This window comes from Streptomyces sp. NPDC046821 (genome assembly GCF_040645335.1).
GTDB lineage: Bacteria > Actinomycetota > Actinomycetes > Streptomycetales > Streptomycetaceae > Streptomyces.
The window spans coordinates 328876-355787 of the sequence record NZ_JBEYYB010000011.1 but is presented as its reverse complement, the minus strand read 5'-3'; the positions used below and the strand labels follow the sequence as shown (position 1 = coordinate 355787).

The following is a 26912-nucleotide window of genomic DNA, read 5'->3' as shown; positions in this document are numbered from 1 at the left end:
GCGCCGCGATGCGCCGCCGGCGAGGCGGGTTTTATCTTTTCGCGGTTGGGTTTGCGGGTGGGGGGGGCGGGGGGTTTGGCGGCCGGGGGCCGCGCGGTGCGCGGCCTGCTGGTTGACGGAATGTTGGGTGTCTGCCTTGTTTTGGGTTTCTGTAAGAGAGTTGAGGGAGCGCCAGGCGCTCCCTGGGCGGGTCCGCTGCGCTCCCCCGCCCTGATGGTCCTTCAGGCTGCGCCTTACGGACTGTCAGGCCCGCTGGCGCGGGCCAAGCTGGCTACGAGGGGTGAGGGTGGCTCGTTCGTGTGGGTTCTAGTGTAGCGCGTGCATCAGATTGATGCAGCATGTACCGTTGGCGGAAACACGGGACACTCTCCAAGCATCCGGAACCCTCCTTGCATTCTGAGAGGAATGGCAGCAGATGACCCGTCACCACGAATCTGACGGACCTGATCCCGCGCTGAGTAACGATTCCCTTCGGCGGATGACGCAGTACCAGACAGCGGGCGTGAACGCCCGGTTGAAGGTGTTCGCACTCCTTAAGGCGCAGGGCGTACCCACGAGTGAAGCGGACGACGTGGAGGCTGGCTCGGCCACCGGGGCGCAGTGCGAGGTCGTGGAGGAGGACGGCATGGCGCCGGCCTCACAGGGCGCTGCGTTCGCGGACGGGTGGGACGACGGCGTGAGGGCTGTGAGCCAGGCCCTGGTGAGCATCGCAGACCGGGACTGGGCGCGCCTCGGCGGACGGTCGGCCGGGTCCGCTCAACTGGCCGTACACCTGGCGGACGTGAGGCAGTGTGAGCGGGCCTACCTGGTACGGCTGGAGAGGTACGTCCGGGAGAACGTCCTGCCACACACACACCCGCACACCACGGCGCGGCGTCGGATACTAGTGCTCTGACCGCATAGGTTCGACTGGGCCAGCAGTCCGGGCGGCTGAATCCTTACGTGCCGAGAGCAGGAACAGGACCACAGCGGCGGCAGTGAACCCGAAGCCAACGTTCATCCAGACCATGACCGTCTCGAATGAGACATCGACGATCCGAGGGATGCCGTTGACGAGCATGAGGGCGTACATGCACAACATGCCGTAGGCGCGAAGCTGCATCCCGGCCTGTCGCTTGCGCATCCACGACGGCGTCCACCCCGCCAGTATCGCCACCGGCACCGGCAGCAAGAGCGCCGTGGACACTGCCAGCGCTATCCAGTGGTACAGCGGATTGCCGTTCACCCCGCCCCCTTCGTAGGCGATCACCAGCCTACGAAGGGTTGACGAGGCCCGTCCATGCCGAACACCGCGAGCTTCCGGCGAACCCATCCGGTCAGAGCACTAGGGCGCGTATTGCGTCGTGATCAATCTGCGCGTTTTGCCTTCGCGGCGGGGCCTGGACCGGTAGACCTTCTTCGGTGACGCGAGTGCAACTGACCGATGCGGAGTGAGAGTTCATCGCTCCGTACCTGCCGATCGGCGAGTACGGCCCGTACCCCGAGCGGCTGCGGCAGCATCAATCTACTTGGGCCGCGGGCGCTCGGGCATCACACACCGACGGGAACGCCACGCTTACTCCGGAAGGAGATGGTGACCGCTGATCCGCCAGCGCGATCCAGGCAGGCAGTGACCGTGCAGGGCGGGCATGTCATGGACTGACCATGAGGATGCCATGGCACCCACGTGGACTTCGGCGCCGAGCGGTGCCAAGTCCCTTTGGTGGGCGCCCCGTCCATATGGCGGGGCGCCATGGGCATATCCGCCCGGCTCCGCCTTCCGGGGAGTCGGGCGGGAGATGAGTGCCTGCTGTGCGGTCGAGCAGCGGGCGTACCCGACTCGGTCGGTCGGGTCTCCGCGGTCGCCGACGCGGCCTCGACGGGCGGGCTCGGCTTCCACGGCCGCCCCGGCTCCCGATCCTCGGGAACGAGGACTTCGGGTTCCTCCCCCAGCGCCTGGTCCGCTCACACATCGCGGTGGTGCACGACGGCCACGGCGACGGCCGCTGCGACGAGCGACCATGCCCCGAACACGATCCACCCCTCGGTGACCGATACCGGGTACTTGTCCACGCTGTAGTCCCGTCCAGGGTTCTGGACCAGAGCGCGCCATGCGGTGAGCGGCATCGCGTTGCCGATCTCTTTGACCCACCGATGGGTCTCGCCCATGAACAGCGTGGGCAGCAGCAGGAGCACGCCGACGACAGAAACGACGGTGCCCGCGGCGTGGCGGATGAGCGCTCCGAGGGCCATGCCGACAAGGGCGCACAGTGGCGCGAGCAGCGCGGATGCGGCGACGGCCCGCAGTGCGCCAGGGGCACTGATGGACATGCCGTGGTGATCTTGCAGGATCGCCTGGGTGACGCCGAACGAGGCGCCGGCGGTGACCGTGCCGAGGGCGAGCATGACGGTCGTCATGACGGCTACCTTGGCTGTCATCACCGCACGGCGTGCGGGAACGGCCGCGAAGGTGGTGCGGATCAGTCCGCTGGTGTACTCGCCGAAGACAGCGATGGCGCCGACACTGCCGGCGATGACCATGAGGAGCTGCCAGGCCGGGTCGACGAAGGCGGACGCCAGGGGGTCGAACAGCATCTGCGGCAGCTCGGGATGCCCTGGCGGTGGGGCAGGCGGCAGTTCGGGCTGATGCGCCAGCCGGTCGGCATTCGACAGAGCGGAGTTCACGTTGATCCCGATGACGGCCAGAGGACCGATTCCGAGGACCCAGTAGGTGGAACGCAGCGACCACAGTTTGATCCACTCGGCGGAGAGGAGGTGGTGGAACCGGGTGGGTGAGTCGATGGCGGTCGCGTGCGCCTCGGGTTCGGCGACTGTCTGTGCTGTCATCGTGCATCTCCTGCGCTGTATTCGACACTGTCGGCGGTGAGTCCCATGAACGCCTCTTCCAGGGAGGCGGAGCGGGGGGCGAGTTCGTGCAGCAGGATGCGGCTGTGGAAGGCGAGCTCGCCGATGCGATCCGCGCCCATGCCGGTCACCGTGGACGAGCCGTCGGCCTCACCGCGGACGGCCGCCCCCTCCTTGGTGAGGACGGATGTCAGCCGGGCGACCTCGGGCGTTCGCACGGTCACGGTGAGCCGGGTGCCGCGGGCTGCGAACTCCGGCAGGCTCTCCGCGGCGATCAGCTCGCCCCGGCCGATGACGATCAGCTGCTGAGCGGTGTGCTCCATCTCGCGCATCAGATGGCTGGAGACCAGCACCGTACGGCCCTCGGCCGCCAGCCGATGGAACAGGCCGCGCACCCAGCGCACGCCTTCCGGGTCCAGCCCGTTGAGCGGCTCGTCGAACAGCAGGACGGGCGGGTCACCGAGCAACGCGGCGGCGATGCCGAGCCGTTGCTTCATGCCCAGCGAGAACCCCCCGATGCGGCGCCGGGCAGCGGTGGTCAGTCCCACCTCCTCAAGGACTTCCTCCACCCGGCGCCGCGGCAGCCCGTTGCTGTGCGCCAGCGCCGACAGATGCGACCGTGCGCTGCGTCCGCCGTGCACCTCATGGGCGTCAAGCAGCGCCCCGACGTGCCGCAGCCCTCGTGGGCGTCCCCGGAACGGCTGCCCCTCGACGGTGACGGTGCCGCTGCTGGGGTCGTTCAGGCCCACGATCATCCGCAGCGTGGTGGACTTACCGGCGCCATTGGGGCCCAGGAACCCGGTGACGTGGCCGGGGCGGACGGTGAAGGTCAGGCGGTCGACGGCGGTGGTGGCGCCGTATCGTTTCGTCAGCTCGTTGGCTTCGATCACCCGGCCCACGGTGCCGTGGGCCGGTCCGCACGGCATCGACCCGCGGGCCACACTCTCAGGGTCCATTTGTAGCCTTGGGGCGTACGTCCCAAGGCTGATGCCCCGGCACCGGCCCCTCCCTATGATCGCGGCATGAGCGTCTCAGCCCGCGCCGCCCTCTTCTGGCGCTTGAAGCCGGCCGCGGCGCAGGCCCTGGCCTGGTGCGGGGCCCTCGCCTACCCGATCCTGCTGTACGGCGCGGTGCTCAACGAACGCGAACCCACCGGTGTGCGGCTCCTCCTGCCGGCCGGGCTCTCGGTTCTGACCATTCCCCTGCTGCGACGTCGACCGTCGCCGGCCCTGACGCTGATGCTCGCCGGTTCGTTCGCCGCGACTCTGACGGCGGCGTCGAGATTGGCCTCGGCGTTCCCCTTCATGGCTCCAGGGCAGGCATGGCAGATCGGCTGTCTGCAGGCTCTGCTGACCGATCTCGCCGTCGCCTGGATCGCTGCCACGCGGACGCGTCGGACCGCGCTCGCCGCCGCAGCGCTGACGCTCACCGAGCAGATCGCCGCCTCCGGCTACTACCGGACCGGGCGGGACGTCTTTCCCTCGACCATCGTGTTCCTCGTTCTGATGCTCGCCCTTGCCTGGCTGACCGGCTATCTCGTCCAAGAGCGCCGCGAGCACGCCGAAACGGTGCGGGTCCAGGCCGCGGAGCAGGCAGTCACCGCCGAGCGGCTGCGGATTGCCCGCGAGTTGCACGACATGGTCGCGCACAGCCTCGGCATCATCGCCATCCAAGCCGGCACGGGCCGCCGGGTCATCGAGACCCAGCCGGTCGAGGCCCGCAACACACTGGCCACCATCGAGACCACCAGCAGGGACACCCTGGCCGGGCTGCGGCGCATGCTGAGATCCCTCCGCAAGGCCGGGCCGGAAGAGGCGCCGTCGGCCTCCGCGCCGGGCATGACGGACATCGACTGGCTGGTCGCGACCACACGGAACGGCGGCGTGAAGGTCGACGTGGAGTGGCGAGGAGAACGACGCCCGCTCCCCAAGGGCATCGAGCTGTCCGCCTTCCGCATCATCCAGGAGGGCCTGACCAACGTGGTTCGTCACGCGGGCACACAGGAGTGCCGGGTGGTCATCGACTTTCAGGAGGACGAACTGTCCGTCGAGATCACCGACGACGGTCAGGGGCCCACAGCTGCGGGCATCGGCTACGGCATCACCGGCATGCGCGAGCGGGCCTTCCTGCTGCACGGCCAGTTCACCGCCGGCCCCCGTCCCGAAGGCGGCTTCCGCGTGGCGGCGCGGCTGCCCGTGCAGGCGGGGATGCGATGACCCCGGACCGCGTCCGTGTCGTGCTCGTCGATGACCAGCCGCTGGTGCGTGCCGGGCTGCGCGTACTCATCGCGGACAACCCGGATCTCGAGATCCTGGGAGAAGCCGGCGCGGGCGCCGAAGCGGTCCAGCTGGTCCAGGACGTCCGGCCCGATGTCGTCGTGATGGACATCCGCATGCCGGGCATGGACGGCATCGAGGCGACGCGGCTGATCACCGCCGGCCCGAACACGGCACGGGTCCTTGTTCTCACCACCTTCGATGACGACGAGTACGTCTACGGCGCGCTGCGCGCGGGCGCCAGCGGATTCCTCGTCAAGGACATGGACTTGGACGACATCCTCACAGCAATCCGTGTCGTCGCGGTCGGCGAAGCGCTGATCGCGCCGCGCGTGACCCGCCGCCTCATCGAGGAGTTCGCTGCACGCCCCGAACCCACGGCCCTGCCCCGGCAGGGGGCGATCGAAGGCATCACCGACCGGGAACGCGAAGTCCTCACCCTCATCGGACGCGGCCTGTCCAACGACGAGATCGCCGCCCGGCTCTTCATCAGCCCGGCCACGGCCAAGGCCCACGTGGGACGGCTCTTCTCCAAGCTGGCGGCCCGCGACCGGGTCCAGTTGGTCATCATCGCCTATGAACTGGGCTTGGTGTCGCCGTCGCGCTGAGCGAGCGCACATGCTGTTGGCTTCGTTAACTTCCAGCGGGATCTGTGTCACCGCGCCCAGCGACTCCCGAAGTCATCGCCAATTGGCTTCCGCGGAAAGGCTCTGGTCCACTTCGTGTGGTCGCGCGCACGGGGTGAATCTTGATCTTCGCCTCATGCTGGTTCTAGGGCGCGTATAGCGTCGTGATCAATCTGCGCGTTTTGCCTTCGCGGCGGGGCCTGGACCGGTAGACCTTCTTCGGTGACGCGAGTGCAACTGACCGATGCGGAGTGAGAGTTCATCGCTCCGTACCTGCCGATCGGCGAGTACGGCCCGTACCCCGAGCGGCTGCGGCAGCAGTTCGAGGGCGTGATCTGGCGGTTCAAAACGGGCGGGCAGTGGCGGGAGATGCCGATGGAGTTCGGCGCCTGGTCGACCGTCCACAACCGTTTCCGGCAGTGGCGTGACACCGGCGTCTTCGAGGCCCTGATGGAGGGCCTGATCGCGGAAGCCGCGAAGCGGGACAAGGTGGACCTGTCCCTGGTCAGCATCGACTCCACCACCGCCCGGGCTCACCACGACGCTGCCGGGATGCACATGGGCGAAGACGTCCTCACCGCTCTGGAGGAGGCTGCCACCGAGGCGGAGAAGGCCAGGCCAAAAGGGGCGACTGCGACGAACAAACCGGGCAGGAGGCCGAAGGCGATCCCGAGCGGGAAGAGCGACGGCGCATCCGGCGCCGACGCAAACTCCGGCTGAAGGCCGCCCTGCTCGGACGTTCCAGGGGCGGGCAGACCAGCAAGATCCATATCGCCGGCGACCGGAAGTGCCGCCCGCTGGCGTTCATCCTGACCGCGGGTCAGGCCGCCGACAGCCCGCAGTTCATCCCCGTACTCAAGAAGGTGCGGGTCCGCGGGTCCATCGGCCGTCCCCGCACCCGGCCCGACGCAGTCGCCGGGGACAAGGCGTACTCGTCCCGCCGCAACCTCGCCCACCTGCGCAAACGCCGCATCAAGGCGGTCATCCCGGAAAAGAGGGACCAGGCCGCCAACCGGAAGACGAAGGGCTCCAGAGGCGGCCGGCCCGTCAGTCACGACGCCGGTCTTTACAAGGAGCGGAACACCGTCGAGCGGCTGATCAACAAGCTGAAGGCGTGGCGAGGCATCGCCACGCGGTACGACAAGACACCGACGAGCTACCTCGCCGGTCTCCACCTTCGCGCCTCGATGATCTGGATCAAGGACCTCACCCGGACCACCTATTGATCACAACTCAATACACGCCCTAGAGGCACTGGGAGAGGCTGGCGGACTGTGCACCGCGCGCACGGTGAACGCGGACGGAGACGTCACCGTCTGCACGCTCAAAGCCGTCACTACAACCCGGACGACAAGCCACCCTTCAAGGGCGGAGAGCCCGGCGGCTCGCACAAGGCGGATGCGTCGATCTGGAACGACTTGGGTGCGGCCTGCATTCCGCACGCGGACATCTGAGACCATGGAATCAGGAATCGGGGGCAAGGAAAAGACAGTGATCCAGCTCAAAGAACACCAGGTCGACCAGAAATCCGCATTCCGTAAATGGGTCGGATTCCCTGCAAGATCATCTGTGCCCCCGCGGGGTGCCCGAGGCACGATCGTGTCAGCGACCGGATCGGGCAAGACGATCACCGCCGCCGCGTGCGCGCTGGAGTCGTTCGCGGACGGCCGGATCCTCGTCACCGTCCCCACCCTGGACCTGCTCGCGCAGACCGCCCAGGCGTGGCGTCTGGTGGGCCACCGGGCCCCGATGGTCTCCGTGTGCTCACTCGAGAACGACCCGGTGCTCAAGGAGTTGGGCGTGCGCACCACCACCAACCCGATCCAGCTCGCCCTGTGGGCCGGGCACGGGCCGGTCGTCGTGTTCGCCACCTACGCCTCCCTGGTGGACCGTGAGGACATCGACGCGCCCATGGGCCATCGGAAGGTTCGCGGGCCGCTGGAGGCCGCTCTCGCGGGCGGGGAGCGGCTCTACGGGCAGCAGATGGCCCCGTTTGACCTCGCGATCGTGGACGAGGCACACGGCACCGCCGGTGATCTTGGGCGGCCGTGGGCGGCGATCCATGACAACGCCCGCATCCCGGCGGACTTCCGGCTCTACCTGACCGCCACACCCCGCATCCTCGCCGCAGCCCGCCCCCAGAAGAGCACCGGCGGCCAGGAGCTGGAGATCGCGACCATGGCCGACGACCCGAACGGCACCTACGGCGCATGGCTCGCCGAGCTCGGACTCTCCGAGGCGATCGAGCGCGAGATCCTCGCCGGATTCGAGATCGACGTACTCGAGATCCGCGACCCCTCCCCCGTCCTCGGAGAGTCCGAAGAGGCCCGGCGCGGCCGGCGCCTGGCGCTCCTGCAGACCGCGCTCCTGGAACACGCCGCCGCGCACAACCTCCGTACGGTCATGACGTTCCACCAGAAGGTAGAAGAGGCCGCCGCGTTCGCGGAGAAACTGCCTCAGACCGCTGCCGAGCTGTACGCCAACGACGCCACAGGCGACGACCTGGCCGCCGACAAGCTCCCGAAGTCCTCCATCGACGCACAGTTCTACGAGTTGGAGGCCGGCCGCCACGTACCGCCGGACCGGGTGTGGTCGGCATGGCTGTGCGGTGACCACCTGGTGGCCGAACGCCGGGAGGCGTTGTGCCAGTTCGCCAACGGGATCGACGCGGCCGGGCGCCGGGTGCACAGGGCGTTCCTCGCCAGCTGTCGCGTGCTCGGGGAAGGCGTCGACATCACCGGCGAGCGGGGCGTCGAAGCCGTCTGCTTCGCCGACACCCGCGGCTCCCAGGTCGAGATCGTCCAGAACATCGGCCGCGCGCTCCGCCTCAACAAAGACGGCAGCACGAAGGTCGCCCGGATCATCGTGCCGGTCTTCCTGGAACCCGGCGAGGACCCGACCGGCATGGTCGCCTCCGCCAGCTTCCGCCCCCTTGTAGCCGTCCTCCAAGGCCTCCGCAGTCATGATGAACGACTCGTTGAGCAGCTCGCCTCCCGCGCCCTCACCAGCGGACAGCGCAAGGTCCACCTCCAGCGCGATGAGGACGGGCGGATCATCGGGGCCAGCGGCGAGGCGGGCGAGGATCAGGAGCAGGTCGACACCGACGCACCTGCCGAGTCGGCCCTGCTCCACTTCTCCTCTCCCCGCGACGCCGCAACCATCGCCGCGTTCCTGCGCACCCGCGTCTACCGGCCCGAGTCCCTGGTGTGGCTCGAGGGCTACCAAGCCCTCATCCGCTGGCGGAAGAAGCACCACATCACCGGCCTCTACGCCATTCCCTACGACGTAGAGGTCGAGGTAGGGGCGACCAAGGCGTTTCCGCTTGGGCGGTGGGTGCACCAGCAGCGCAAGACGCTGCGCGCCGGCGAACTGGAAGAGCGGCGCAAGACCCTCCTCGACGCGCCCGAGGCCGGGATGATCTGGGAACCCGGCGAGGAAGCCTGGGAGGCCAAGCTGGCTGCGCTCCGGTCGTACCGGCGGGCGACCGGACACCTCGCACCCCGCCAGGACGCCGTGTGGGGCGAAGGCGAAACGATGGTCCCCGTCGGACAGCACATGGCCAACCTCCGCAGGAAAGGCGCCAAGAACGGCCTGGGCAAAGACCCGGAACGAGCCGCCGCACGCGCGGCACAACTGACCGCGATCGACCCCGACTGGGACTGCCCGTGGCCACTCGACTGGCAGCGCCACTACCGCGTCCTCGCCGACCTGGCCGACACCGAAGCCGACGGCGACCTGCCGACCATCGCGCCAGGCGTCGTCTTCGACGGCGACGACCTGAGCAAGTGGCTGGAGCGGCAGAAAAATCCGGGCACCTGGGCGCAGCTGTCCCCCGAGCAGCAGGAACGGCTGTCCCAGCTGGGCATGAAGCCGCTTGAGGCCCCGTCACCCGCTCCGGCCCCTATGGCCACGCGTGCGACGAAGGGCCCGAGCAAGGCGGAACAGGCATTCCAGCGCGGCCTCGCGGCCCTCGCACAGTGGGTCGAGCGGGAGGGTGCCGACCGGCCCGTACCACGCGGCCACAGCGAGCCGATCGCGGTCCACGGCGAAACGGAGCCGGTGGTCATCAAGCTAGGCGTATGGACATCGAACACCCGCGCAAGGCGGGACAAACTCGCCCCCGACCAGCAGGCCGCACTACGGGCACTCGGCATCGAATGGGCCTGATAACCGAGGAAGCGGGGCCTGCACATGCAGGCGTGAGCGCCGGGGTCCGCTTTGCCACACCTGCTGGTCGGGAGCCGCGCTGGACATGGGGCGTTCAGGTAGGTCAGCAGGTGGCGTCCTTGCCGTCCGCGCCGAAGACCCCCAACCGCTCCTGCTCTGGAGTCTGCGGCGTTTCAGCTGGAACGTAGTGCAGCTGCACCGCCCGGCGGCGGGTAGTGGTCAGGTTCGGCGGAGTGCCGTGGTGGAGTAGGCCATCGAAGAACAGGACGCCGCCGGGGGGAAGCGGGACCGCGGTGTCGCGGTGAACCTGCACTTCGGTGTCACAGATCTGGAAGTCGCGGCGCTGGAAATGTACGACAGGGCCCTCCGTGTGGGTGCCCGGCAGGACGTGCATACAGCCGTTGTCGAGCGTGGCCTCGTCCAGGGCAATCCACACGCCGACCACCGGAGTGCCCAACGGGATGTCGAAAAACGCCTTGTCCTGGTGCCAGGGCTTCTCCCGGCCCCCGCCGGGCGGCTTGAGCAGTGCCATGTCCTGCGCAAGGGCGGGCTCGGCGTCGAGCAGGCGGGCAACGGTGCTGATGATCCCCGGGTGGCGGGCCAGTGCGGTCAGGCGCGGCTCGTGCTGGCTGAACCACATCAGTTTGCGCACCCCGTCCAGCAGGTCGTCGCCGTCCAGTTCATCTGGCTGTGCCCATGCCTCAAATTCCACGAGTGCGGGGGACTGCGGGCGGGCGACGGTGGCCAGGCCGTCGATGGCCTCCTCCGCCTCTTCGTGGGTCAGGAGGCTGCGCACAGCCAGGAACCCAAGGCTCTGGTAGGCAGCAAACTCGGCAGGACCGATAGCAGCGACAGTCTCGGTCAAAGGGGCGACACGGTCGCCGGAGTACAGCCACAGGGGCGTGGTGGATGTCATGGGAGGACCGTAGGTCCGGGCGCTCCTGGCCAGGGAGGGCGCGAAACGTGGTTCTGGGGCACCGAACGGGGACCGTCGCGTTGTCAGACAGACCGTCTCCAGGCGCCGGGTGGGGTTCCGGTGCGGTCCTTGAACTGGCGGGTGAACAGGTGATGGTCGCTGTAGCCGAGGGCGGCTGCCACCTGGCGTACTGTCATACGGCTCTCCGCAAGCAGCTCGCAGGCGCGACGAATACGGACCGCGACCTGGTACTCGCGGAGGGACTGGCCGGTTTCACGGCGGAACAGTCGGGAGAACTGGTCGGCGGACAGGTCGGCCGATGCGGCGGCATCGTGAAGGCCCAGACGGAGTGTGGGGTGACGGGCAAGCCACTCCACGACGTCGTGGATGCGACGGTCCATCAGCGGAGGCAGAGCACCGGTCCCGCGGGCAGCCTGGGCATGGATCTCCAGCAGGAGTACAGCGAGCGCGGCAGTGACCCGCGCCCTGGTGTCGGGACCTGGGCGGCGCCTGAGGCGGGCGAGTCCATCGAGATGGCGGCGGACCTCTGACAGGTCGTCGAGACGAACATGCCGCGGAGGCAGGAAATGGGGCGGGCAGGTGTCCGCGACCGTCGCACTGCGGTGTTCAGCGCCATGTGTGTAGTGCTGGTACCCCACGGTCAGGGGATTGGCGGGGTCATGGCGCACTTCAATCTCGTCCCCCGGGCGCAGCATCAAAACGCATCCGGAGGTCACGGTGAAGTCCTGACCGTTGAGCCGCGCACGTCCGATGCCGCCCAGGACGCACCAGAGGTCATAGTCGGAAAGAACGAGAGTCCAGGACCAGTCAGGTTCGCAGTGAACGTGCCCGCTGCCAGGTTGTGCTTGCGGCGCCCACGGACCAAACAATACGGCCCCCAGACGGTCCCACCACTCCTCCGTCCCGTGTGGATGGTCCTCGACTGCGCACATGATCGCTCAGAGTCCCCGACGCTTCGGGTTGACGTCAACGCCCACGCCGAAGGCCCTGCAGCCGAGTCGCGACGCTATCCCCGGAGCGGATGGAACAACTCAATGGTGTCGATCTCGCCGGGGTTGTACTCGTCGATGGGACTGGTGTGGACCCAGTCGGCACCGACAGGAGCGAGGCCGGGCTGGTCGGCGATCTGCCGGTACGGACCGGTGAATGCCTGCTCGTTCACCGCTGAGCAGTAGAGGATGTGCCAGTGCATGTCCTTGCGGCCTGCGGGCCACCGGTGCTCGACTCTGGTGTAGAAGTCTCCATCGTGCCCCCAGATCGCTGGTTGGTGATCTCTGTCCGGATCACCCTGTCAGGCCGGGTAGTTGGTGCGGTTCAGGGGTGGGGTTTCGTGAACGGTGTATGCAGCCGGACAGGATGGGGGCATGTCTGAGGTCCCGACGGCGGAGTCCGCCCCCCAGAGCGCATACGACCGCGGTATGGAGATGAGCCTGTTGCTCGCCTCCTCTGCCCCAGCTCCTTGGGGAGCCGCGGTCCACGAGGCCGCCCGGATCCTCGCCGACCGCCCGTGGACGAGCACCAGTCGGTCGAGCGCCGAGCTCTCGACGCTGAGCCTGTTGTTGTTCGCCCGGACCTACACCGGGGACCGGACGCCCCAGGACGTCCCGATCGCCGAACTACGAGCAGCCCTTGACGGTCCAGCCGATCAGGAGCCGGCACAAGTCCTGGAGGAGATCGAGCACGCTCTGACGGAGACCGGGCAGGGCTGCGGCCCCGTATCCACGCAGGCCAGCAGGCCGTTGTGGGGGACCCTCTCGACTGTCTGTGACCAGTACGCCAGCCGTCTGGGCGTGGGTGCGCTGGCCGACGAACTTGAGCCCCCGGTCCCTGGCCCGTCGGCGCTCAGGGGCGCGGCCACGAGGCTTGTGGAGTTCCTCTCCACGTATCCGTCCCCGGTCCGTGAGCAGGCCACGGCCCCTGAGGTGGCGCCAGGCCCCCTCGTGATCGAGTCGAAGAGGATTGAGATGGTGAGCCGGGACCGCATCATGCCGCTGCACTGCCCGGATAGCCATCGGATGCTCAAGGTCCTGGTGGACGGCCGCACGGTGACCATGGAGTGCGAGCACGGACACGGTTCGGGGGTCTCACAGTTGGATGCCGCACGCGTACGGATGGCTGCCTCGCGAGCCACCGGAACACACCCCTCCACTCAAGGGACGCACACAGTCAAGGAGCTTCTGATCCTGACCGCGGATTCCCCCCGTCACGAGGACCCTCGTCAGATCAATGTGTCCCTGCAGCAGTCCGACGTCGAAGACATGGGGGGCCGAGTCATGAAGAAGCTGCTCCAGGCGTTCCACGACAGAGCAATGACCTCGAATCAGACTCCGTACGTGGGTGAAGTGATGCCGCCCGTAACATGATCGCGTGACAGCCCGCCGCACCCTTGGCTCAGGCTCCAAGGCCACAGGCACGATCCGCGCCTCCCAGGCCGACCTGATCGACGCCCTGCCCGGCATCTACCTCCCGGACGTTGCCGACCTGCGCGCCCGCGGCGTGCTCGGGAGCCCCACGGCGGCCCCTCGGAGCCGGCGGCCGCGCCGTCGACGAGCGCGAGTAGCTGGCCAGGATCGGCCCGACACCGCCTGCAGCTACTCCGACGAGCGAGCCGCGCCGGGCCGCCTACGCTGTGCAGCGGCCCGGCGCGGCTCGCTCTATCCGCTCGCTTCGCCAGGCGGATATTCAGGCACCGTGCTGCCCCGGACCGCGTGCTCAATGAGACAGCTCCGGACCCACTCCCACTTCTGCGCGAAGGGTCCCTGTACCCTCCCCCGCGCCCACCGGGTCCGCATCCGGCGGCCGGACGACCCGCTCACCGCGCAGGAAGCCGATCTCCGGCAGCTACATCAGAAGTGGTTCCTGATGACCTGCCACCAGCTGCGGTCGGAGTCGCAGTCACCTGGCCCAAGGCACTGACCGCTCGCGACGTTCGAAGCTCATGCTGCGGTCGTACTCAAGTACGCAAGTCAGCGTAAGACGAGTAACCCAGCAGAGCGCAGGGAAAAAGACGGCTGGCGTCGATGGTGTAGTTGTCCTGAACCCGAGCACACGGGGCCACCTCGTGCGAACAGTGACAGGCACGCCCACCAAAAACGTCAAGCCCGTCAAACGCGTGTACATCCCAAAGGCCAACGGGAAGCAACGCCCACTCGGAATCCCGATCATCAGGGACCGCGTCAACCAGGCGCGGTGGAAGAATGCTCTGGAGCCCGAATGGGAAGCGCGGTTCGAGGCGCGAAGCTATGGCTTCCGCCCGGGACGCGGATGCCACGACGCCGTGGTAATGATCCACACGGCCGTGGCCAGGACCGACGCGAGGAGGCTCTGGGTCCTGGACGCCGACCTATCGGCGGCATTTGACCGGATCGACCATGGATACCTGATGAAGCAGGTCGGACAATTCCCCGGTAGGGAAACGCTCCGAGCGCGGCTCAATGCGGGTGTCATGGATAATGGGCGATTCGCTCCGACGGTAGAGGGAACTCCACACCGCCATCTGCTCGGGCAAGGTCACACTCGCCGCGGCTCAGAAAGCGATCGCCACCGACTGGACCACCGCACTGCAGACCCTCGGACTGAACTGACCCAGGCCCGCACAACAAATCCCCCGCCAACCATGACAAGGGACAGCCACCCGCAGCTTCGAGTGGCCGTCCCTGCAGCGCGTCCAGTGGCCCGGCTGACTCTCACCGCGCGCCCGATCCCGAAGGAGGACAACGGCGCCTGCGGGCGGATCATCGCGGACTTGTACCGCATCAACCGCATCAACGACGGCTACATCATCACGGTTTCCTGACGCCGTCACGCTCCCGGTCCTTGCCCCAGCGGGGACCGGGAGGTGTCACGCGGCATCGGATGGGCGGGCTGATCACTTCCCCTTCCGGTCGGGCTTCGAGGGGTTCTTCGCGGGACGTCGGGCGGACCGTGCTCCCCGACGCTCTGCTCCAGCACCGTCATGAGATCGACGGCGGGCTCGGGCTGAGACGGTTCGGCCGACTCGGCCGGCTCGTTTCCCGCAATGACGGCGTCGACGAGCTGCTCCAGGGCGCGGGCGTAGCGGTCGTGGTCCACGGTGTCGTCCACGCCGATCATTTCCTGCACCAGTACCTCCGCCAGCCGGCGCTCGCGCTCGCTGAGGGGAACGTCGGGGACCAGGTGGGCGAGGTCTTCGGGGTCGCGGATCTCGTCTCGCCAGCGCAGGGTCTGCAGCAACAGCATTCCGCGGTACGGGCGGACGACCGCGCGGCGTTCGCGGCTACGGATCGCGGCCTTGGCCATAGCCACGAGCTTTGTCCGTGACAGGACCTCCACCAGGAGGCTGGTCTCCTGGACGATGACCGAGGCGCCGCGACGGCCGTTCTGCCGTCGGCAGCGGGGATGCGTCGGCCCCGCTCAAGCACCTGGAAGCGTGCAAGGCCACGCGGCCGGCCGCTCCGACCCGTGCTACGCGCGGAAGTGGGAGCGGCCGGAGATCGCGGGCGCCCTCCGGGCGGCCCTCGACCTGCTGCTGCGGGGACTGCGGTTGTGTGCTGCGGCCCCGGCCTCGGTCAGGACACCTTGACGGACACCGTGGGCGAGTGCATCGTGCCCGACATCGAGACCCGGAGGAGCTGCGTGCCCTTGGTGCTGAACTTGTGGGTCAGCTTGTAGGCGTGGCTCTTGGTCACCGTGGTGCTCGAGCCCAGCGTGGTCCACTTGCCGTTGCTCTGGCTCTGCAGGACCAGCTTCGTGCCGGACTTCAACCCCTTGGTCTGACCGATGAACGTGACGCTCTGCCCCGCCTTGACGGACATGTGGTTGGCCTTGATCGTGATCGAGGCCTTGGTCATCGGCGTCTTGCTGTGCGTGGCGCTCGGCATCGGCATCGGCGCGTCGCCGGCGGCGAAGGCTCCGGCCGATCCGGCCGATATCAGCCCGGCGGACAGGGCACCTACGGCGAGCGCACGGACACAGCGGCTGCGGAGAGTGGCATGCATGGTGGTCTCCCGTTGGTCGACGGATTTCCCCCTGCGGCGCGTGACGACCCACAGGGCCGATCACGCACCCCCACAGGTTCGCCCAGGATCGTCCGCGCGGCGACTCGGAAGTGTCGGAACCGCTACAGACGGTGACGTGTTGACGCAAAGCCGCAGCTCACCCGGGCGGGAGTCCATTGCCAGCCGCCTACGGACGCCCGGCCAGCCCGCTGTGCAACGTCTGCCTGGCGAAGGTCGAGGCCGGACGCATCAAGCCCGCTAGTGCTCTGACCGCATAGGTTCGACTGGGCCAGCTGTCCGGGCGGCTGAATCCTTACGTGCCGAGAGCAGGAACAGGACCACAGCGGCGGCAGTGAACCCGAAGCCAACGTTCATCCAGACCATGACTGTCTCGAATGAGGCATCGACGATCCGAGGGATGCCGTTGGTGCTCCACTCGCAGTGCTGTGCGGACTGGGCATGGGCATGCAGGCCCCACTGGATCTCAGCTCGGAGCAGCGGGGGCAGGCAGTGGAGGTTGACCGGTCCTGGCTGCGTGACCGGCTCCGCAGTGGCGCACCAGGTATGAAATGCCTCCTCGTCGCCGTAGGCCACCGGGAGCGGCCGGCCGTCCTTGAGAGGGCCGCGTGTGTTGTGCGACCGGGCTACTCCCGGGCGGTTGTCGATGTTGTACCGGTTCAGGTGCCGCCCCTCCGAGGTCCGGTCCGATGCGATGCTCGCGTGTGCAGACTCAGTAGCGTGTCTCGGTGCGTTTCTGCGTTCCGAGGCACTTCCGAGACGCTCGCCGGAAGTTGAGGGTGTCATCGGTCGCCGGCCTGAAAGCAAGGACTTCCACACGCACATCGTCACCGGGCCGTCCACGGAATAGAGCACCTCCTGGTCCCGCGGTCCGCCTGCAAGGACCTGTCGAGGTCCCGCCCAAGCGGATGGTCCGGGAGGCCCCGTTGCGCAGCCGGGTGACGGGGACTCAGTGACGGTCCGGGGGGGCAGACAGGTAGGGCGAGTCCCTTCGGCGCCGCGCGAGGTCGCCGACTCCGTCGTCACCGGGATCGAACGACGCGCCGACCTGATCGTCCCGACCCGACAGAACACCCTCGCCGCCCGGGTCCCCTGGACTCGTCCGCCCCCCTCTCGACCGCATCGGCTTCCCCAACGCCACCAACCCCGGCGCCATCGCCCAGGCATCCAAGTCCAGCTGGATCAGCCAACGCTGAGGATGAGTCGCAGTTGCCGTTGCCCGGGGCGTCGCAGCCGTCCGGGTGACCGCGGACACCTCGCAACGACTGCAAGGCGTGGGAGCTGTCCGGCGCAAGGGACGCCATCGGCCGAACGAGGATGATCGCGGGCGACGGACACCAAGCCTTCATGAGCCTGTTCGCCTTCGTCCCGGCGTACGTCAGGTAATGGGCATGATCTCGGTGCCAACCACGGACGGCCAGCGAATCAGCATGCGCAGCACCCGCTCGTGCGACTTCTCGATGTGTGCGCGCAGGAACTCCGCGCAGCCCTCTGCGTCGCGTGCCTCGATCACCGCCGCGCCCTGCTGCAGGGAGAGGACTCGGCCTCCCAGCTCGTCGAGCTCGGACTGAATGACTAGCCGCCAGACCCTTCCGAGCTCGCCGAGAATTCTCCGATGACCGTCGATCAGATAGCGGTTTCCGGTGATCCCGGCCATCACCGTGAACATCCGGATGGAGGCGTCCAGAGCGCGGAGCAGACTCTGCCGCGTCGCCTCCTCCTCGCCCGGAACAACCCCGGCGTCCAGGGCCGAGTTGAGCGCCAGGAGTTCCTGCAGCTGTTCGTCGCTGGCCGACACCACAGCCCGCCGGATGATCTCGGGACCGAGGAGAACCCAGTACCCGAACAGGTCGTCGACCAACTTGAGGGTCAGCGGCGCCACCCGGTACCCCTTACGGGGAAGGGTGAGGATCAGGCCCTCCTGATCGAGCCGGGTCAACGCGTCGCGGACTGCTGAGAGGCCGAGGCCGAACTCGGCGGCCAGCCCACGCTCGGTGATCCTCTGCCCCGGTGCCAGACGGCACATCAGGATCTCGTGGCGGACTCGGCCGAGCGCCAACTCGGCCAAAGGCTGGTCGCCGGCAGCCTCGCCATCGGCCGGCTTGCCGGCCCTCTCGGCAGACGAGTCGGACTGGGGCAAGAGGATCCCCTCCTTAACGAATTCGGAGAGTCCGGGCAGGCGGAGTCCCCGTCGGTAGACACGGAGCTATTCGACCAGTTCCGCGGCGAGTTGCTCTCGTATGTCCTTCTTAAGGATCTTGCCGGTCCCGCTCTGCGGGAACGACGCCATAACGGCGAAATGCTTCGGCGTCTTGACCGGCCCGAGCTCCGCCTTCACCGCGACCGACAGTTGCTCCGGATCGAGCACGGCACCGGGCTCGGGGATCACTGCGGCGGCAAGGATCTCGCCCCAGTAGGCATCGGGCAGTCCGACCACCGCGCAGTCGGCGATACCGGGCTGTCGACGCAACGTCGCCTCCACCTCGGCCGGATAGACGTTGAACCCTCCGGAGATGACGAGGTCCTTCTGCCGGTCGATGATGTGCAGGCAGCCGTCGGCGTCGAGGAATCCGATGTCACCGGTGCGGACGAAACCGTCGCGCAGAGTCGCCGCGGTGGCCTCGGGGCTACGGTAGTAGCCGGTCATCGACAGGTCGCTCGCGACGCAGATCTCTCCCGGCTTCCCTGCGGGCAGGATGTGGCCGTCGTCGTCGCGGATCTCGATGGTGGTGCCGAGGGAGGGCCAGCCACAGCCGGACAATCGTGCGTCATCGGCCACCCGCCCAGTGATGTCACCGTCGATGAAGTGGTCCGCGGGCTTCATCACCGAGATCAACGTGTGGCACTCGGTCTGGCCGTACGACTGTGTCATCACCGGTCCGAACACCTCGATCGCCTGCCGCAGCCGGGGCAGCGAGATCGGGGCGGCGCCGTAGAAGAAGTTCGTCAGGCTGCTGAAGTCCCGGCCCTGGCAGGACGGGTCGTCCATCACCTTGTAGATCCCGGTGGGCGGTAGGAACAGCTCGTTGACCTGGTGGCGCTCGATCAGGTCCAGGAACCTCGGCAGCACCAGACCGTCCGTGAGGACGAGGGTCCCGCCCCTGGCGATGGTGGGGAGCGCGAGCATCCCCGCGGCGTGGGTCAGCGGCGTGGCCAGCAGCATGACCGGGTGCGGGGTCGGGAACTCCGCCAGGTACTTCTGGACGAATGCGTTCACCGCGAGCCAGCTCAGCTGGACGCCCTTCGGCTCGCCGGTCGTGCCGCCAGTGACCCCGAGCCAGGCGATGTCAGTCAGCCTCGGCGCGGTCATCAGCCCGGACTCGGCACCCACCTGATCGCCCGGGACCGGGCCCAGGTCGAGCAGGTGGGCGCACACTTCCGGGTGGAACGGCACGAAGCGCACGTCGTTGGCCAGCTCCCGGACCTCGGCCGCCAGGTCTGCCTTGTCCGGGTGGTACGCGAGCATCGTGGCCCCGAAACGGTTCAGCAACGACGCGATGTTCCCCGCGCGTTCGGTGCCGGCGACGGGCAGGTACGTCGCTCCCGCCGTCGTCGCCGCGTAGGAGGCGATCAGCGTGCTCGGATGGTTGGGCGCAAGGACGCCGACGACGTCGCCGCGGCCGATACCCGCGGCCCCCAGATCCCGGGCAGTGCTCTCCACTCCCTTGATCACCGTCGCGTAGTCGATCGCGGTGTCACCGAAAATCATGGCCGGGCCGTCCGGGGACAGCCGCCGACCGCGCTGCAGCAACTCCAGGGCACTCATGTCGTCACCGACCCTCACGGGCAGCGCCGATAACTTCGCCCACCCGTGCCCACTCCGCGGAGCGTGCCAACGGGGTGTTGCCCGCCGTGAGTCCGCCATCGACCATCAAATCGGTGCCGGTGACGTACGCGTTGTCCGGGTCGGCCATGAACAGCACGGCCCGAGCGATGTCCTGGGTGGTGCCGGCCCGGCCCACGGGAAGGATCCGGGACAGCCCCTCGCGGATCAGCGGCAGAGCCTCGTCCTCGGGCAGGTCACTCAAGCCCATCTGGTCGCGGAAGATCGGCGTCGGGATGGCGCCCGGGGAGACCGAGTTGACCCGGATACCGGCCGGAGCCAGCTCCATGGCCAGGCAGCGGGTCAGAAACATGACCGCCGCCTTCAGGCTGCTGTAGACCGCGGCCGAGGAGTTCGGCCGGCGCCCCGCGCTGCTGCCGATATTGATGATGACGCCGCCCCCGTTGGCGCGCATCGTCTCCGCAGCCGTCTGCGAGGCCAGCACGACACTGCCGAAAACCGAGCGCATGGCGTGGTCGAGGATGTCGCTGGTGAGCTGTCCGAAGCCGACCGGTTCGGCCTCGGCGGCATTGTTGACCAGGCAGTCGATCCGGCCTCCGGCGGCGGCCGACCCGATCAGGCGGGCGATGTCAGCCGCCTTGGTCATATCGGCGCGGATGAACTCCGCGCGCCCGCCGAGGGCGTCGGCCACCGCTCGTCCGCGGTCCTCGTTGCGCCCGCAGAAGACGACCCGGGCGCCCGCCGCGATGAACTCCTCGACCACCGTCCGCCCGATGCCGCCGGTTCCGCCCGTGACGACCACCCTCATGCCCTCAACCGTCATCCTCGTGCTCCTCTCCTCGTTCCGGTCGTCGGGTCAGCTGTAGATCGAAGGCAGCGCACCACCGGGCACGTCCACCGTGACCTGGAACAGCGTGCCGGTAAGGCTGGCGTGGACGACCCGGCGGTCGATTCCGGCTGCTGCGGTGATGAGCAGGGTGCGTCCGTCAGGGCCACCGAGCATGACGGACGTGCTGTGAAGGTCGAAGCCGATCTCGTCGAGCACCTCACCGCCCTCACGGACGCGGAGCACCGTGCGGTCGGCCGCGATCCACAGTGCGCCGTCGGCGTCAAGGCAGATCCCGTCGGGCACGTGCTCGCCGAGGTCGGCCCAGACTGAGATCTCACCCAGCGAGCCGTCCTCGTGGATCGGCCACGACGAGATCTTGTTGCCGTAGGTGTCGGCCACCAGCAGGCGCTTGCCGCCCTCGGCGATCACGACGCCGTTCGGGAACAGCACCTCGCCCGGTGCCGCCTCGAGCGAGCCGTCCGGCCGGATCCTCTGAACCGATCCCGGTACTTGCGGAACCGCCGGGTCGGAGAAGGACGCGATCGCGTTGTAGTTCAGCACGCCCTGGAAGATGTCGCCGTTCGCCGCTCGTGCGTGGTCGTTGAGACCGAAGCACGAGATCTGGTTGAGGTCCGAGACGACCCGAACCTGGTTTTCGCCGGTCAACGCCCCCGTCAGGTGGACCACCCGGTTGGTCTTGCAGGATGCGACGAAGAAGCCGTCCTCGTCGTCGAACGACAGCCCGGAGATGAAGTCGGGGAAGGTGTGCAGGCAGCGGACGATGCCGTCCTTGAGCTCGAAGAGGTTGCCGGCGTCGATGTCGACGAAGTAGAACGCCTGCCGTCCGGCGTGCCAGCGCGGGGACTCCGGGAAGGTGAAGCCTCCGGCGATCTTCTGGGGGACGTAGGTCATGGTGTGGCTCCTAGTGGGTGGTGGAGAGGACGGTGACGACGGCGACTGCCTCTTCGACGCCGAGGAAGGCTCCGCCGTTCTCCTGCACGGCGACGCGGGCTCCGTCGACCTGACGGTCGCCGGCCTCGCCGCGCAGCTGAGTGACGAGCTCGTAGACCTGAGCAAGGCCGGTGGCCCCGATGGGGTGCCCACGGGATTCGAGACCGCCGGAGGTGTTGATCGGGATCCTGCCGCCCAGGCGGGTGGCGCCGCTCTCGGCGAGGGCTCCCCCGCCGCCGTAGGGCGCGAAGCCCAATAGTTCGCTGGCGAACAGCTCGCCGAAGGCCGCAGCGTCGTGGACCTCAGCGAGATCCACCTGCTCCGGGGTGATGCCTGCCTTGTCGTAGGCGGCGAGTGCTGCCCGGCGGATCACGTGACGGTCCAGGTCGTCCCACGGGCGACCGACTGCGGACCGTAGCTCGCAGGCGCTGATGCGCATGGCCCGGGCCCGCGTCTCGGGGCTCATCTTCTCCAGGCCTGCCTGGTTGCAGACGATCGCCGCGGCGGCACCGTCGCTGAGGGGCGAGCACATGGGCACGGTCAGCGGGTAGCCCAGCGGCCGGCTCGCCAGCACCTGCTCGGGCGTCATGGGGTCGCGGTAGTGGCACTTGTCGTTGAGTGCCGCGTGGTCATGGTTCTTCGACGCGATCAGCGCCAGCTGCTCGCGTGTGGTGCCGAACCGCTTCATGTGAGCGCGGCAGATGGCGGCGTACAGGTCCATCATCGCCGAGCGGCGGCCCTCGCCAGAGGGGCCGTCGATGCCGGCACCCAAGGACTGCAGGTACGCCAGGGTCTCATCGGGCTTCTCGACGTCCAGGCCGCCGAGGAAGGCGTCGCCGACCTTGCCCCGACGCTCGGGGTCGGAGAACGACATCTTCTCGGCACCGATGGCCAGTACGACGTCGGCTGAGCCGGAGCGCACGTGGTTCCCTGCCAGCCACAGCGCAGTGGCGCCCGAAGCACAGGCGTTCTCGACATTGATGACCGGAAGACCTGTCAGGCCGGCCTCATGCAGGGCGAACTGGCCCGGTGCCGAGCCCTGGCCCTCGACCATGCCCTGCACCGCGTTCGAGAAGAAGGCCGTTTCAATCACGTCCAGCTCACAGCCGACGTCGTCGATGACGGACTGCATCGCTTCGGCGGTCAGCGTCTTCACGGTCGCGTCCGCGAGGGGGCCGAACCGCGTCATCGCGACGCCGACGACATAGATGTCGGTTGACATGTCATCTCTGCTCTCTGTGATGAGCTCGGTGGAGTGCCGAGTCATCAAGACCCGCACCGCCAAGCGAGACGCCGTAGAACACGTGCCGTGGCCCCTGAAGGCCGGGATCTGCAGACAAGAGCACCCCTTCGACAAGCGAGGCGCTTCCCAATTGACGTTCCAAAAACTACGTTGTGACATGTCACTGGTCAACGACTAAGCGTTCAGAAGAACCAGGAGAAGGCACATGACCACCACCATGAACGTCCTCCACGGCCGGATCGGCGGCGAGTTCAGCCTCGGCGAGGCCGAGGTCCCCACTCCGGCGCACGGTCAGGTGCGTGTGCGGATTCGCGCCGCCGCCTTCAACTACGTCGACCAGATGATGCTCGCCGGTGTCTATGACAACGTGCCGGGCGGCCCGGAGGGCCCCGCTCCCTACGTCGCGGGGGTCGAGTTCACCGGCGAGGTCGACGCGATCGGTCCCGCCGTCCAGGGACGGGCCGTTGGAGACCGGGTCGTGGGCATGGCCCCTGGCGCCTTCGCCGAGTACATCGTCATCGACGCCGGCAACCTGGCGGCGTTGCCAGACGCCGTCGGCTGGACCGACGCCGCCGCGCTGCAGATCGCGCTATGCATCAGCCACGACGCGCTGGTCACGCGCGGCGGGATGCAGGAGGGCGCGTCGGTCCTGGTGAATGGCGGCACGACCGGTATCGGCTCGTTGGCGATCCAGGTCGCCAAGTCCTTCGGGGCCGGCACCGTGCTGGCGACGACCCGTAAAGCCGGCAAGAAGGACGCCCTGCGCGGCCTCGGCGCCGACCATGTGATCGCGACCGACGAGGAGGACCTCACACAGGCCGTCCTGAACGCGACCGGCGGCCAGGGCGCCGATCTCGTCCTGGACGCCCTCGGCGGCTCGGCATTCAGCGCGGCGATCCCGGCCACTAGGGTGGGCGGCAAGATCCTTTGCCTGGGCACGGTGGCGGGCGCCGAGCCCTCGCTGAATCTCGCGACCGTCGCGGTCCGACTGATCACGATCATCGGCAGCGCCTTCGACTCACGCCCGGTCGACGACCGCATGGCCATCACGTCGTCGGTCGCCGCCCTGTTCCCTTACGTTCTCGACGGCCGGATCCGCCCGGTCATCGACAGCATCCACAGCTTCCCCGGACAGGCCACCGAGGCGATCGCCCGGCTCTCGGCCCACGACGCCGTGGGAAAGATCGTGTTCGAAATGCCCTAGTCACCCCACTGCCCGGCCTGCTGGTAGCGGCGGGCATGCTCGAAATGGCGAGAGCCTCCGAACACGACTCGTGTTCGGAGGCTCTCGCCATTTCGAGGCGGCTCGCTGCCCGTACTCCTACGCGGAGGCGGCGAAGACGACCTTGCCCGTCGCACGCCCGTCCTCGAAGGCGTTCTCGGCTTCGGCCACCTTGCTCAGCGGCCAGATCTCCGGCTCGATCAGGTCCTCGGTTCGCAGCCACTCGTCGATGAACTTGTCAGCGGCCTGGGCCTGGGGCGTGTCTCGCCAGGCCACCTGGGAGAAGGGCATGACTGTGATGCTGTCGTAGGTGACGAGATCGGTGTCGACCACCGGCATCTTGTCGCCGCCCTGGAATCCGTAGATCACCAGGCGGCCGCGCTTGCGGATGACCTGGAGGTCCTTCTCGATCGTCTCTCCCGAGATGCCGTTGAAGGACACATCGACGCCGCCACCGAGATCGCCACCGGCGTTGAACCCGGTCGCCTTCGGTCCGAGAACCCGGTTGATCTCCTCGACGTAGTCAGTCGTCTTGCGGTTCACGGCGTGATCGCAGCCGTTCGCGAGCAGGAGTTCGGCCTTCTCCGGAGAGCTGCAGATGCCGACGACCGTCACGTTCTTGAAGCGCCGCTTGAGGATCTGCACGATCAGCAGGCCAATGCCACCGGTTGCCGCGTGCACCAGGACCGTCTCGCCGTCCTGCACGTCCGCCCAGGTGTACACCGCGTGGTAGGCGGTGAGCATGTTGACGGGGTACGCCAGCATCTTCTCGGAGGCGACGTTCTCCGGAATGGGCCAGACGTTCGTGCCGATCCCGTCCGGACGGATCACAACGTACTCGGCGAAGCCGCCCTCCGGGACTGCCGCCATGACTCGCTGACCGAGCTCGTAACCAGCCGCGCCTTCGCCGACCTGGTCGATTCTCCCCGCGACCTCAAGGCCTCCGATCAGGGGCGGCTGGTTGCCCACCTTGAGGTTGCCCCGGCGCTGGGTGATATCTCCCCAACGCAGACCGGAGTACTCGACCTTCACTCGGAACTCCCCCGGACCGGCCTGAGGCTCAGGGAGGTCCACGACCTCGAAGTTGTCGACGCTTCCGAAGGCGTTCAGTCGCACTGCTTGCATGTCTGTTCTCACCTTTCCGTCTCGTGTGGATGCGGTCGCCCCCCAGCTCCGACTCGCGCCCGTTCATGACGGGCAGCGGGCTCGCCAACGACAGCGAAGAGGTCGTACCGGCTACTCGGTCGCCGTGCGCGGGGCTGGCCACCTCGGAGGGCGGCCCGGGGTCAGCGCCCGTGATGCCGCCGTTCTTGGCGAGGTCGCGGGTCGTGCGTGCAGTGCTCTAGTCGGGTACACCGATTCCGCACGTCTTGCGCACTCCTCCCAGCGAGGGCGCACAGCCGCCCGGAACTCACTGGGCAGCGGCAGCGGCAGCGATCTCGGCCAGGCCGGGGGTCGCATACTCGGGGCCCAGCCGCGCGGCGGCGAAATCGAGCGGGAGGCCGCGCTGCGCCCGATCGCGAGACATGTCCTGAAGCAGCTCCACGAGCTCGTTCATCAGGTTCGGGTCATCCGAGTCCGTGAACTGCAGAGGCAGTACCTTCACCAAGGCGTTGCCCTCTGCCATCGCCTCATCGACAGCTCGGTGCTTGTCCCACATGGACCAGCGTCGCATCGCGGCCATGTCGGGAACTGCGTACAGAGCGGCGTCGTCCCACTTGGTCCCCGCCACCTCGGTTCCGAAGAACTTCAGCCGGCTATGGAAGAAGAGGATCGTGCCGGTGTCGATCATCTCTTCCTGCAACGCCGCCTCCATGGCTTCCGACTCTGCCTGAGCGGGCACAGGCGCACCTTCGACGTACTTGAACACCGTGAGAATGACGATCACTGCTTTCCTCCACCTTGCTTGTTGGGTGAGGTAAGGCGCCGAGCGCACGCTGGCGGCACGGGACCAAGTGGTGAGTCGAGACGCGACCTCGGAACAGCGCCCGGGAGACCAGCGTCACTTGTGGCGCAGGCCATACTGCAACACGACCAGGCTTCAGTAAAGTGTCAGAGTGGATCTGCTGACATTTCAAATGTCGCACCTGGCGCCACGCATCCTTCGAACCGGGCCTGCCTCTGCGAAGGTCGGACGCAGGTCACCCGGGGCGTGGGGATACGCAGGGCCGTCTGCCTCAGATTCCGGTCACCGCGGTCGAGGTCAGCTTGTCCCACAGTGAGGCAGCATTGAGAGTGGAGATGTGGTCGCGCAGCGACTCGAGGCCCACGTCGACGGGCAGGTCGGCACCGGGATTGACCCGAGCGATCGTCTCCTCCCGACTCCATCCCCCGGCGACAGCGTTCGCCACGGCCGAGACCCACTGGATGAGACAGGCGCGCTGCACGCGGATGTAGCTCAGATCGGTCACGGGCCCGTGACCGGGCACGACGTAGTCGACGTCAAGTGCGGCGATCTTGTTGAGCGAGTCCAGCCACTCGCCTACGTCCGAGGACATCAACCAGGTCTGACACCCGCTGAAGATCGTGTCTCCCGTGAACACGACACGCTCCTCGGGGACGTACACCGCCGTCTGGCCCGGAGTGTGTCCGGGCGTGTGCAACAACTCGAAGGTGTGCCCACCTACCTGCAGCGAGACGTCCTGCGCGAAGGTGATGTCTGCGCGTTTGAGGTCGGCGAAGTACGCCTCGCGGGCCGGGAAGAGCGCGAGCCCCGGTGCATCCTGGGTGCGCACCGACTCGGCGACGAAGTCGTAGGGATCGAGCGTCGGCTCCAGGAGCATGAAGTTGTCGGCGATCTCCTGGTGATGCACGACCGGTGCTACATCCTGGAAGTAGTAGTTCCCGAAGATGTGGTCGCAGTGATGCTCGGTGTTCATGACGTACCGGATCGGACCGGTCGACTCGGCGAGCTTGCGCATCGCCACAGCCTGCGTGGGGAGCTGAGGAGTGTCGATGACGACCACCCCGTCCGAGGTCCTCACGATGCTCGGGTTGGAGCCCCGTGTCCGGGTCTCGGTGCGTACGTTCTCCGTCACC

Annotated in this window: 23 protein-coding genes and 2 pseudogenes; 9 read left to right on the top strand and 16 right to left on the bottom strand. The window is 67.8% G+C overall.

The window, feature by feature from the left end; translation table 11 throughout:
- The first annotated feature begins 478 nt into the window (after window positions 1–478).
- Window positions 479–895: a hypothetical protein gene (locus ABZ893_RS24365; protein WP_361407251.1), complete on the top strand. Its 417-nt coding sequence runs from the start codon at window positions 479–481 to the stop codon at window positions 893–895.
- Here the strand turns inward: ABZ893_RS24365 and ABZ893_RS24360 are convergent.
- From ABZ893_RS24360 to ABZ893_RS24350, 3 genes are all read right to left on the bottom strand, one after another.
- The gene (locus tag ABZ893_RS24360) at window positions 884–1249 is read right to left on the bottom strand and encodes a hypothetical protein (protein ID WP_361407249.1); all 366 of its coding nucleotides are present in this window, start codon (window positions 1247–1249) and stop codon (window positions 884–886) included. The two genes, ABZ893_RS24365 and ABZ893_RS24360, sit on opposite strands and share 12 nt — an antisense overlap.
- Before the next feature lie 695 nt (window positions 1250–1944).
- Entirely contained in the window at window positions 1945–2826 is an 882-nt protein-coding gene (locus ABZ893_RS24355) for an ABC transporter permease (RefSeq protein ID WP_361407247.1), read from the bottom strand.
- The gene (locus ABZ893_RS24350) at window positions 2823–3734 is read right to left on the bottom strand and encodes an ATP-binding cassette domain-containing protein (RefSeq protein ID WP_361407245.1); all 912 of its coding nucleotides are present in this window, start codon (window positions 3732–3734) and stop codon (window positions 2823–2825) included. Before ABZ893_RS24350 ends, ABZ893_RS24355 begins: the two co-directional genes overlap by 4 nt.
- Before the next feature lie 132 nt (window positions 3735–3866).
- On the opposite strand from ABZ893_RS24350, the gene ABZ893_RS24345 reads away from it, so the two are divergent.
- The 4 genes and pseudogenes from ABZ893_RS24345 to ABZ893_RS24330 all read left to right on the top strand — a co-directional run bounded on the left by ABZ893_RS24345 (window position 3867) and on the right by ABZ893_RS24330 (window position 9913).
- Entirely contained in the window at window positions 3867–5060 is a 1194-nt protein-coding gene (locus tag ABZ893_RS24345; RefSeq protein ID WP_361407244.1) for a sensor histidine kinase, read from the top strand.
- A complete protein-coding gene (locus tag ABZ893_RS24340) occupies window positions 5057–5728 on the top strand; it encodes a response regulator transcription factor (protein WP_361407242.1) in 672 nt (223 codons plus the stop codon). The genes ABZ893_RS24345 and ABZ893_RS24340 overlap by 4 nt, the downstream gene beginning before the upstream one ends.
- A 279-nt stretch (window positions 5729–6007) precedes the next feature.
- A pseudogene (locus ABZ893_RS24335) lies at window positions 6008–6972 on the top strand (IS5 family transposase).
- 232 nt (window positions 6973–7204) lie between these two features.
- A complete protein-coding gene (locus ABZ893_RS24330; protein ID WP_361407240.1) occupies window positions 7205–9913 on the top strand; it encodes a Helicase associated domain protein in 2709 nt (902 codons plus the stop codon).
- A gap of 103 nt (window positions 9914–10016) precedes the next feature.
- On the opposite strand, the gene ABZ893_RS24325 is transcribed toward ABZ893_RS24330, so the two are convergent.
- From ABZ893_RS24325 to ABZ893_RS24315, 3 genes are all read right to left on the bottom strand, one after another.
- The gene (locus tag ABZ893_RS24325; RefSeq protein WP_361407238.1) at window positions 10017–10829 is read right to left on the bottom strand and encodes a phytanoyl-CoA dioxygenase family protein; all 813 of its coding nucleotides are present in this window, start codon (window positions 10827–10829) and stop codon (window positions 10017–10019) included.
- Between the two features lie 83 nt (window positions 10830–10912).
- Complete coding sequence (locus tag ABZ893_RS24320; protein ID WP_361407236.1) at window positions 10913–11782, bottom strand: AraC family transcriptional regulator; 870 nt, start codon at window positions 11780–11782, stop codon at window positions 10913–10915.
- A 74-nt stretch (window positions 11783–11856) separates the two neighbouring features.
- The gene (locus tag ABZ893_RS24315) at window positions 11857–12012 is read right to left on the bottom strand and encodes a hypothetical protein (protein WP_361407234.1); all 156 of its coding nucleotides are present in this window, start codon (window positions 12010–12012) and stop codon (window positions 11857–11859) included.
- A gap of 202 nt (window positions 12013–12214) precedes the next feature.
- On the opposite strand from ABZ893_RS24315, the gene ABZ893_RS24310 reads away from it, so the two are divergent.
- The 3 genes and pseudogenes from ABZ893_RS24310 to ABZ893_RS24300 all read left to right on the top strand — a co-directional run bounded on the left by ABZ893_RS24310 (window position 12215) and on the right by ABZ893_RS24300 (window position 14646).
- Window positions 12215–13213, top strand: a complete 999-nt coding sequence (locus tag ABZ893_RS24310) for a hypothetical protein (protein ID WP_361407232.1) — start codon at window positions 12215–12217, stop codon at window positions 13211–13213.
- Between the two features lie 575 nt (window positions 13214–13788).
- Window positions 13789–14271 (top strand): annotated as a pseudogene (locus tag ABZ893_RS24305) (reverse transcriptase domain-containing protein); the annotation flags it as partial.
- Between the two features lie 249 nt (window positions 14272–14520).
- A complete protein-coding gene (locus tag ABZ893_RS24300; protein WP_361407283.1) occupies window positions 14521–14646 on the top strand; it encodes a hypothetical protein in 126 nt (41 codons plus the stop codon).
- 5 nt (window positions 14647–14651) lie between these two features.
- Here the strand turns inward: ABZ893_RS24300 and ABZ893_RS24295 are convergent, their stop codons facing one another.
- The 7 genes from ABZ893_RS24295 to ABZ893_RS24265 all read right to left on the bottom strand — a co-directional run bounded on the left by ABZ893_RS24295 (window position 14652) and on the right by ABZ893_RS24265 (window position 22630).
- Window positions 14652–15161, bottom strand: a complete 510-nt coding sequence (locus ABZ893_RS24295; protein ID WP_361407231.1) for a Ku protein — start codon at window positions 15159–15161, stop codon at window positions 14652–14654.
- 236 nt (window positions 15162–15397) lie between these two features.
- Window positions 15398–15826, bottom strand: a complete 429-nt coding sequence (locus ABZ893_RS24290) for a hypothetical protein (protein ID WP_361407229.1) — start codon at window positions 15824–15826, stop codon at window positions 15398–15400.
- Between the two features lie 1396 nt (window positions 15827–17222).
- Window positions 17223–17984, bottom strand: a complete 762-nt coding sequence (locus ABZ893_RS24285; RefSeq protein ID WP_361407228.1) for a GntR family transcriptional regulator — start codon at window positions 17982–17984, stop codon at window positions 17223–17225.
- A 66-nt stretch (window positions 17985–18050) separates the two neighbouring features.
- On the bottom strand, window positions 18051–19610 hold the full coding sequence (locus tag ABZ893_RS24280) for an AMP-binding protein (RefSeq protein ID WP_361407226.1): 1560 nt from the start codon (window positions 19608–19610) through the stop codon (window positions 18051–18053).
- Between the two features lie 4 nt (window positions 19611–19614).
- Entirely contained in the window at window positions 19615–20451 is an 837-nt protein-coding gene (locus ABZ893_RS24275; RefSeq protein ID WP_361407224.1) for an SDR family oxidoreductase, read from the bottom strand.
- A gap of 33 nt (window positions 20452–20484) precedes the next feature.
- Window positions 20485–21369: an SMP-30/gluconolactonase/LRE family protein gene (locus ABZ893_RS24270; protein ID WP_361407223.1), complete on the bottom strand. Its 885-nt coding sequence runs from the start codon at window positions 21367–21369 to the stop codon at window positions 20485–20487.
- A gap of 10 nt (window positions 21370–21379) precedes the next feature.
- Window positions 21380–22630, bottom strand: coding sequence for a thiolase family protein (locus ABZ893_RS24265; protein ID WP_361407222.1), 1251 nt, complete (start codon window positions 22628–22630; stop codon window positions 21380–21382).
- 226 nt (window positions 22631–22856) lie between these two features.
- Here ABZ893_RS24265 and ABZ893_RS24260 point away from each other — a divergent pair, with 226 nt between their 5' ends.
- The gene (locus ABZ893_RS24260) at window positions 22857–23855 is read left to right on the top strand and encodes a zinc-binding dehydrogenase (RefSeq protein ID WP_361407220.1); all 999 of its coding nucleotides are present in this window, start codon (window positions 22857–22859) and stop codon (window positions 23853–23855) included.
- A gap of 117 nt (window positions 23856–23972) precedes the next feature.
- Here ABZ893_RS24260 and ABZ893_RS24255 read toward each other — a convergent pair whose 3' ends face one another.
- The 3 genes from ABZ893_RS24255 to ABZ893_RS24245 form a co-directional block, all read right to left on the bottom strand.
- Window positions 23973–24998: a zinc-binding dehydrogenase gene (locus tag ABZ893_RS24255; RefSeq protein WP_361407219.1), complete on the bottom strand. Its 1026-nt coding sequence runs from the start codon at window positions 24996–24998 to the stop codon at window positions 23973–23975.
- A 286-nt stretch (window positions 24999–25284) separates the two neighbouring features.
- Window positions 25285–25761, bottom strand: a complete 477-nt coding sequence (locus tag ABZ893_RS24250) for a hypothetical protein (protein ID WP_361407217.1) — start codon at window positions 25759–25761, stop codon at window positions 25285–25287.
- A 289-nt stretch (window positions 25762–26050) separates the two neighbouring features.
- Window positions 26051–26911 (bottom strand): MBL fold metallo-hydrolase, encoded by an 861-nt coding sequence (locus ABZ893_RS24245; RefSeq protein WP_361407215.1) that lies wholly within the window; start codon window positions 26909–26911, stop codon window positions 26051–26053.
- Window position 26912: the final 1 nt, after the last annotated feature.

Bases quoted from the DNA above. Each gene is read 5' to 3' on its own strand.
- ABZ893_RS24365 (WP_361407251.1), top strand. From the start codon at position 479: ATGACGCAGTACCAGACAGCGGGCGTGAACGCCCGGTTGAAGGTGTTC.
- ABZ893_RS24355 (WP_361407247.1), bottom strand. From the start codon at position 2,826: ATGACAGCACAGACAGTCGCCGAACCCGAGGCGCACGCGACCGCCATC.
- ABZ893_RS24345 (WP_361407244.1), top strand. From the start codon at position 3,867: ATGAGCGTCTCAGCCCGCGCCGCCCTCTTCTGGCGCTTGAAGCCGGCC.
- ABZ893_RS24340 (WP_361407242.1), top strand. From the start codon at position 5,057: ATGACCCCGGACCGCGTCCGTGTCGTGCTCGTCGATGACCAGCCGCTG.
- ABZ893_RS24330 (WP_361407240.1), top strand. From the start codon at position 7,205: ATGGAATCAGGAATCGGGGGCAAGGAAAAGACAGTGATCCAGCTCAAA.
- ABZ893_RS24325 (WP_361407238.1), bottom strand. From the start codon at position 10,829: ATGACATCCACCACGCCCCTGTGGCTGTACTCCGGCGACCGTGTCGCC.
- ABZ893_RS24320 (WP_361407236.1), bottom strand. From the start codon at position 11,782: ATGTGCGCAGTCGAGGACCATCCACACGGGACGGAGGAGTGGTGGGAC.
- ABZ893_RS24310 (WP_361407232.1), top strand. From the start codon at position 12,215: ATGTCTGAGGTCCCGACGGCGGAGTCCGCCCCCCAGAGCGCATACGAC.
- ABZ893_RS24290 (WP_361407229.1), bottom strand. From the start codon at position 15,826: ATGCATGCCACTCTCCGCAGCCGCTGTGTCCGTGCGCTCGCCGTAGGT.
- ABZ893_RS24280 (WP_361407226.1), bottom strand. From the start codon at position 19,610: ATGAGTGCCCTGGAGTTGCTGCAGCGCGGTCGGCGGCTGTCCCCGGAC.
- ABZ893_RS24275 (WP_361407224.1), bottom strand. From the start codon at position 20,451: ATGACGGTTGAGGGCATGAGGGTGGTCGTCACGGGCGGAACCGGCGGC.
- ABZ893_RS24270 (WP_361407223.1), bottom strand. From the start codon at position 21,369: ATGACCTACGTCCCCCAGAAGATCGCCGGAGGCTTCACCTTCCCGGAG.
- ABZ893_RS24265 (WP_361407222.1), bottom strand. From the start codon at position 22,630: ATGTCAACCGACATCTATGTCGTCGGCGTCGCGATGACGCGGTTCGGC.
- ABZ893_RS24260 (WP_361407220.1), top strand. From the start codon at position 22,857: ATGACCACCACCATGAACGTCCTCCACGGCCGGATCGGCGGCGAGTTC.
- ABZ893_RS24255 (WP_361407219.1), bottom strand. From the start codon at position 24,998: ATGCAAGCAGTGCGACTGAACGCCTTCGGAAGCGTCGACAACTTCGAG.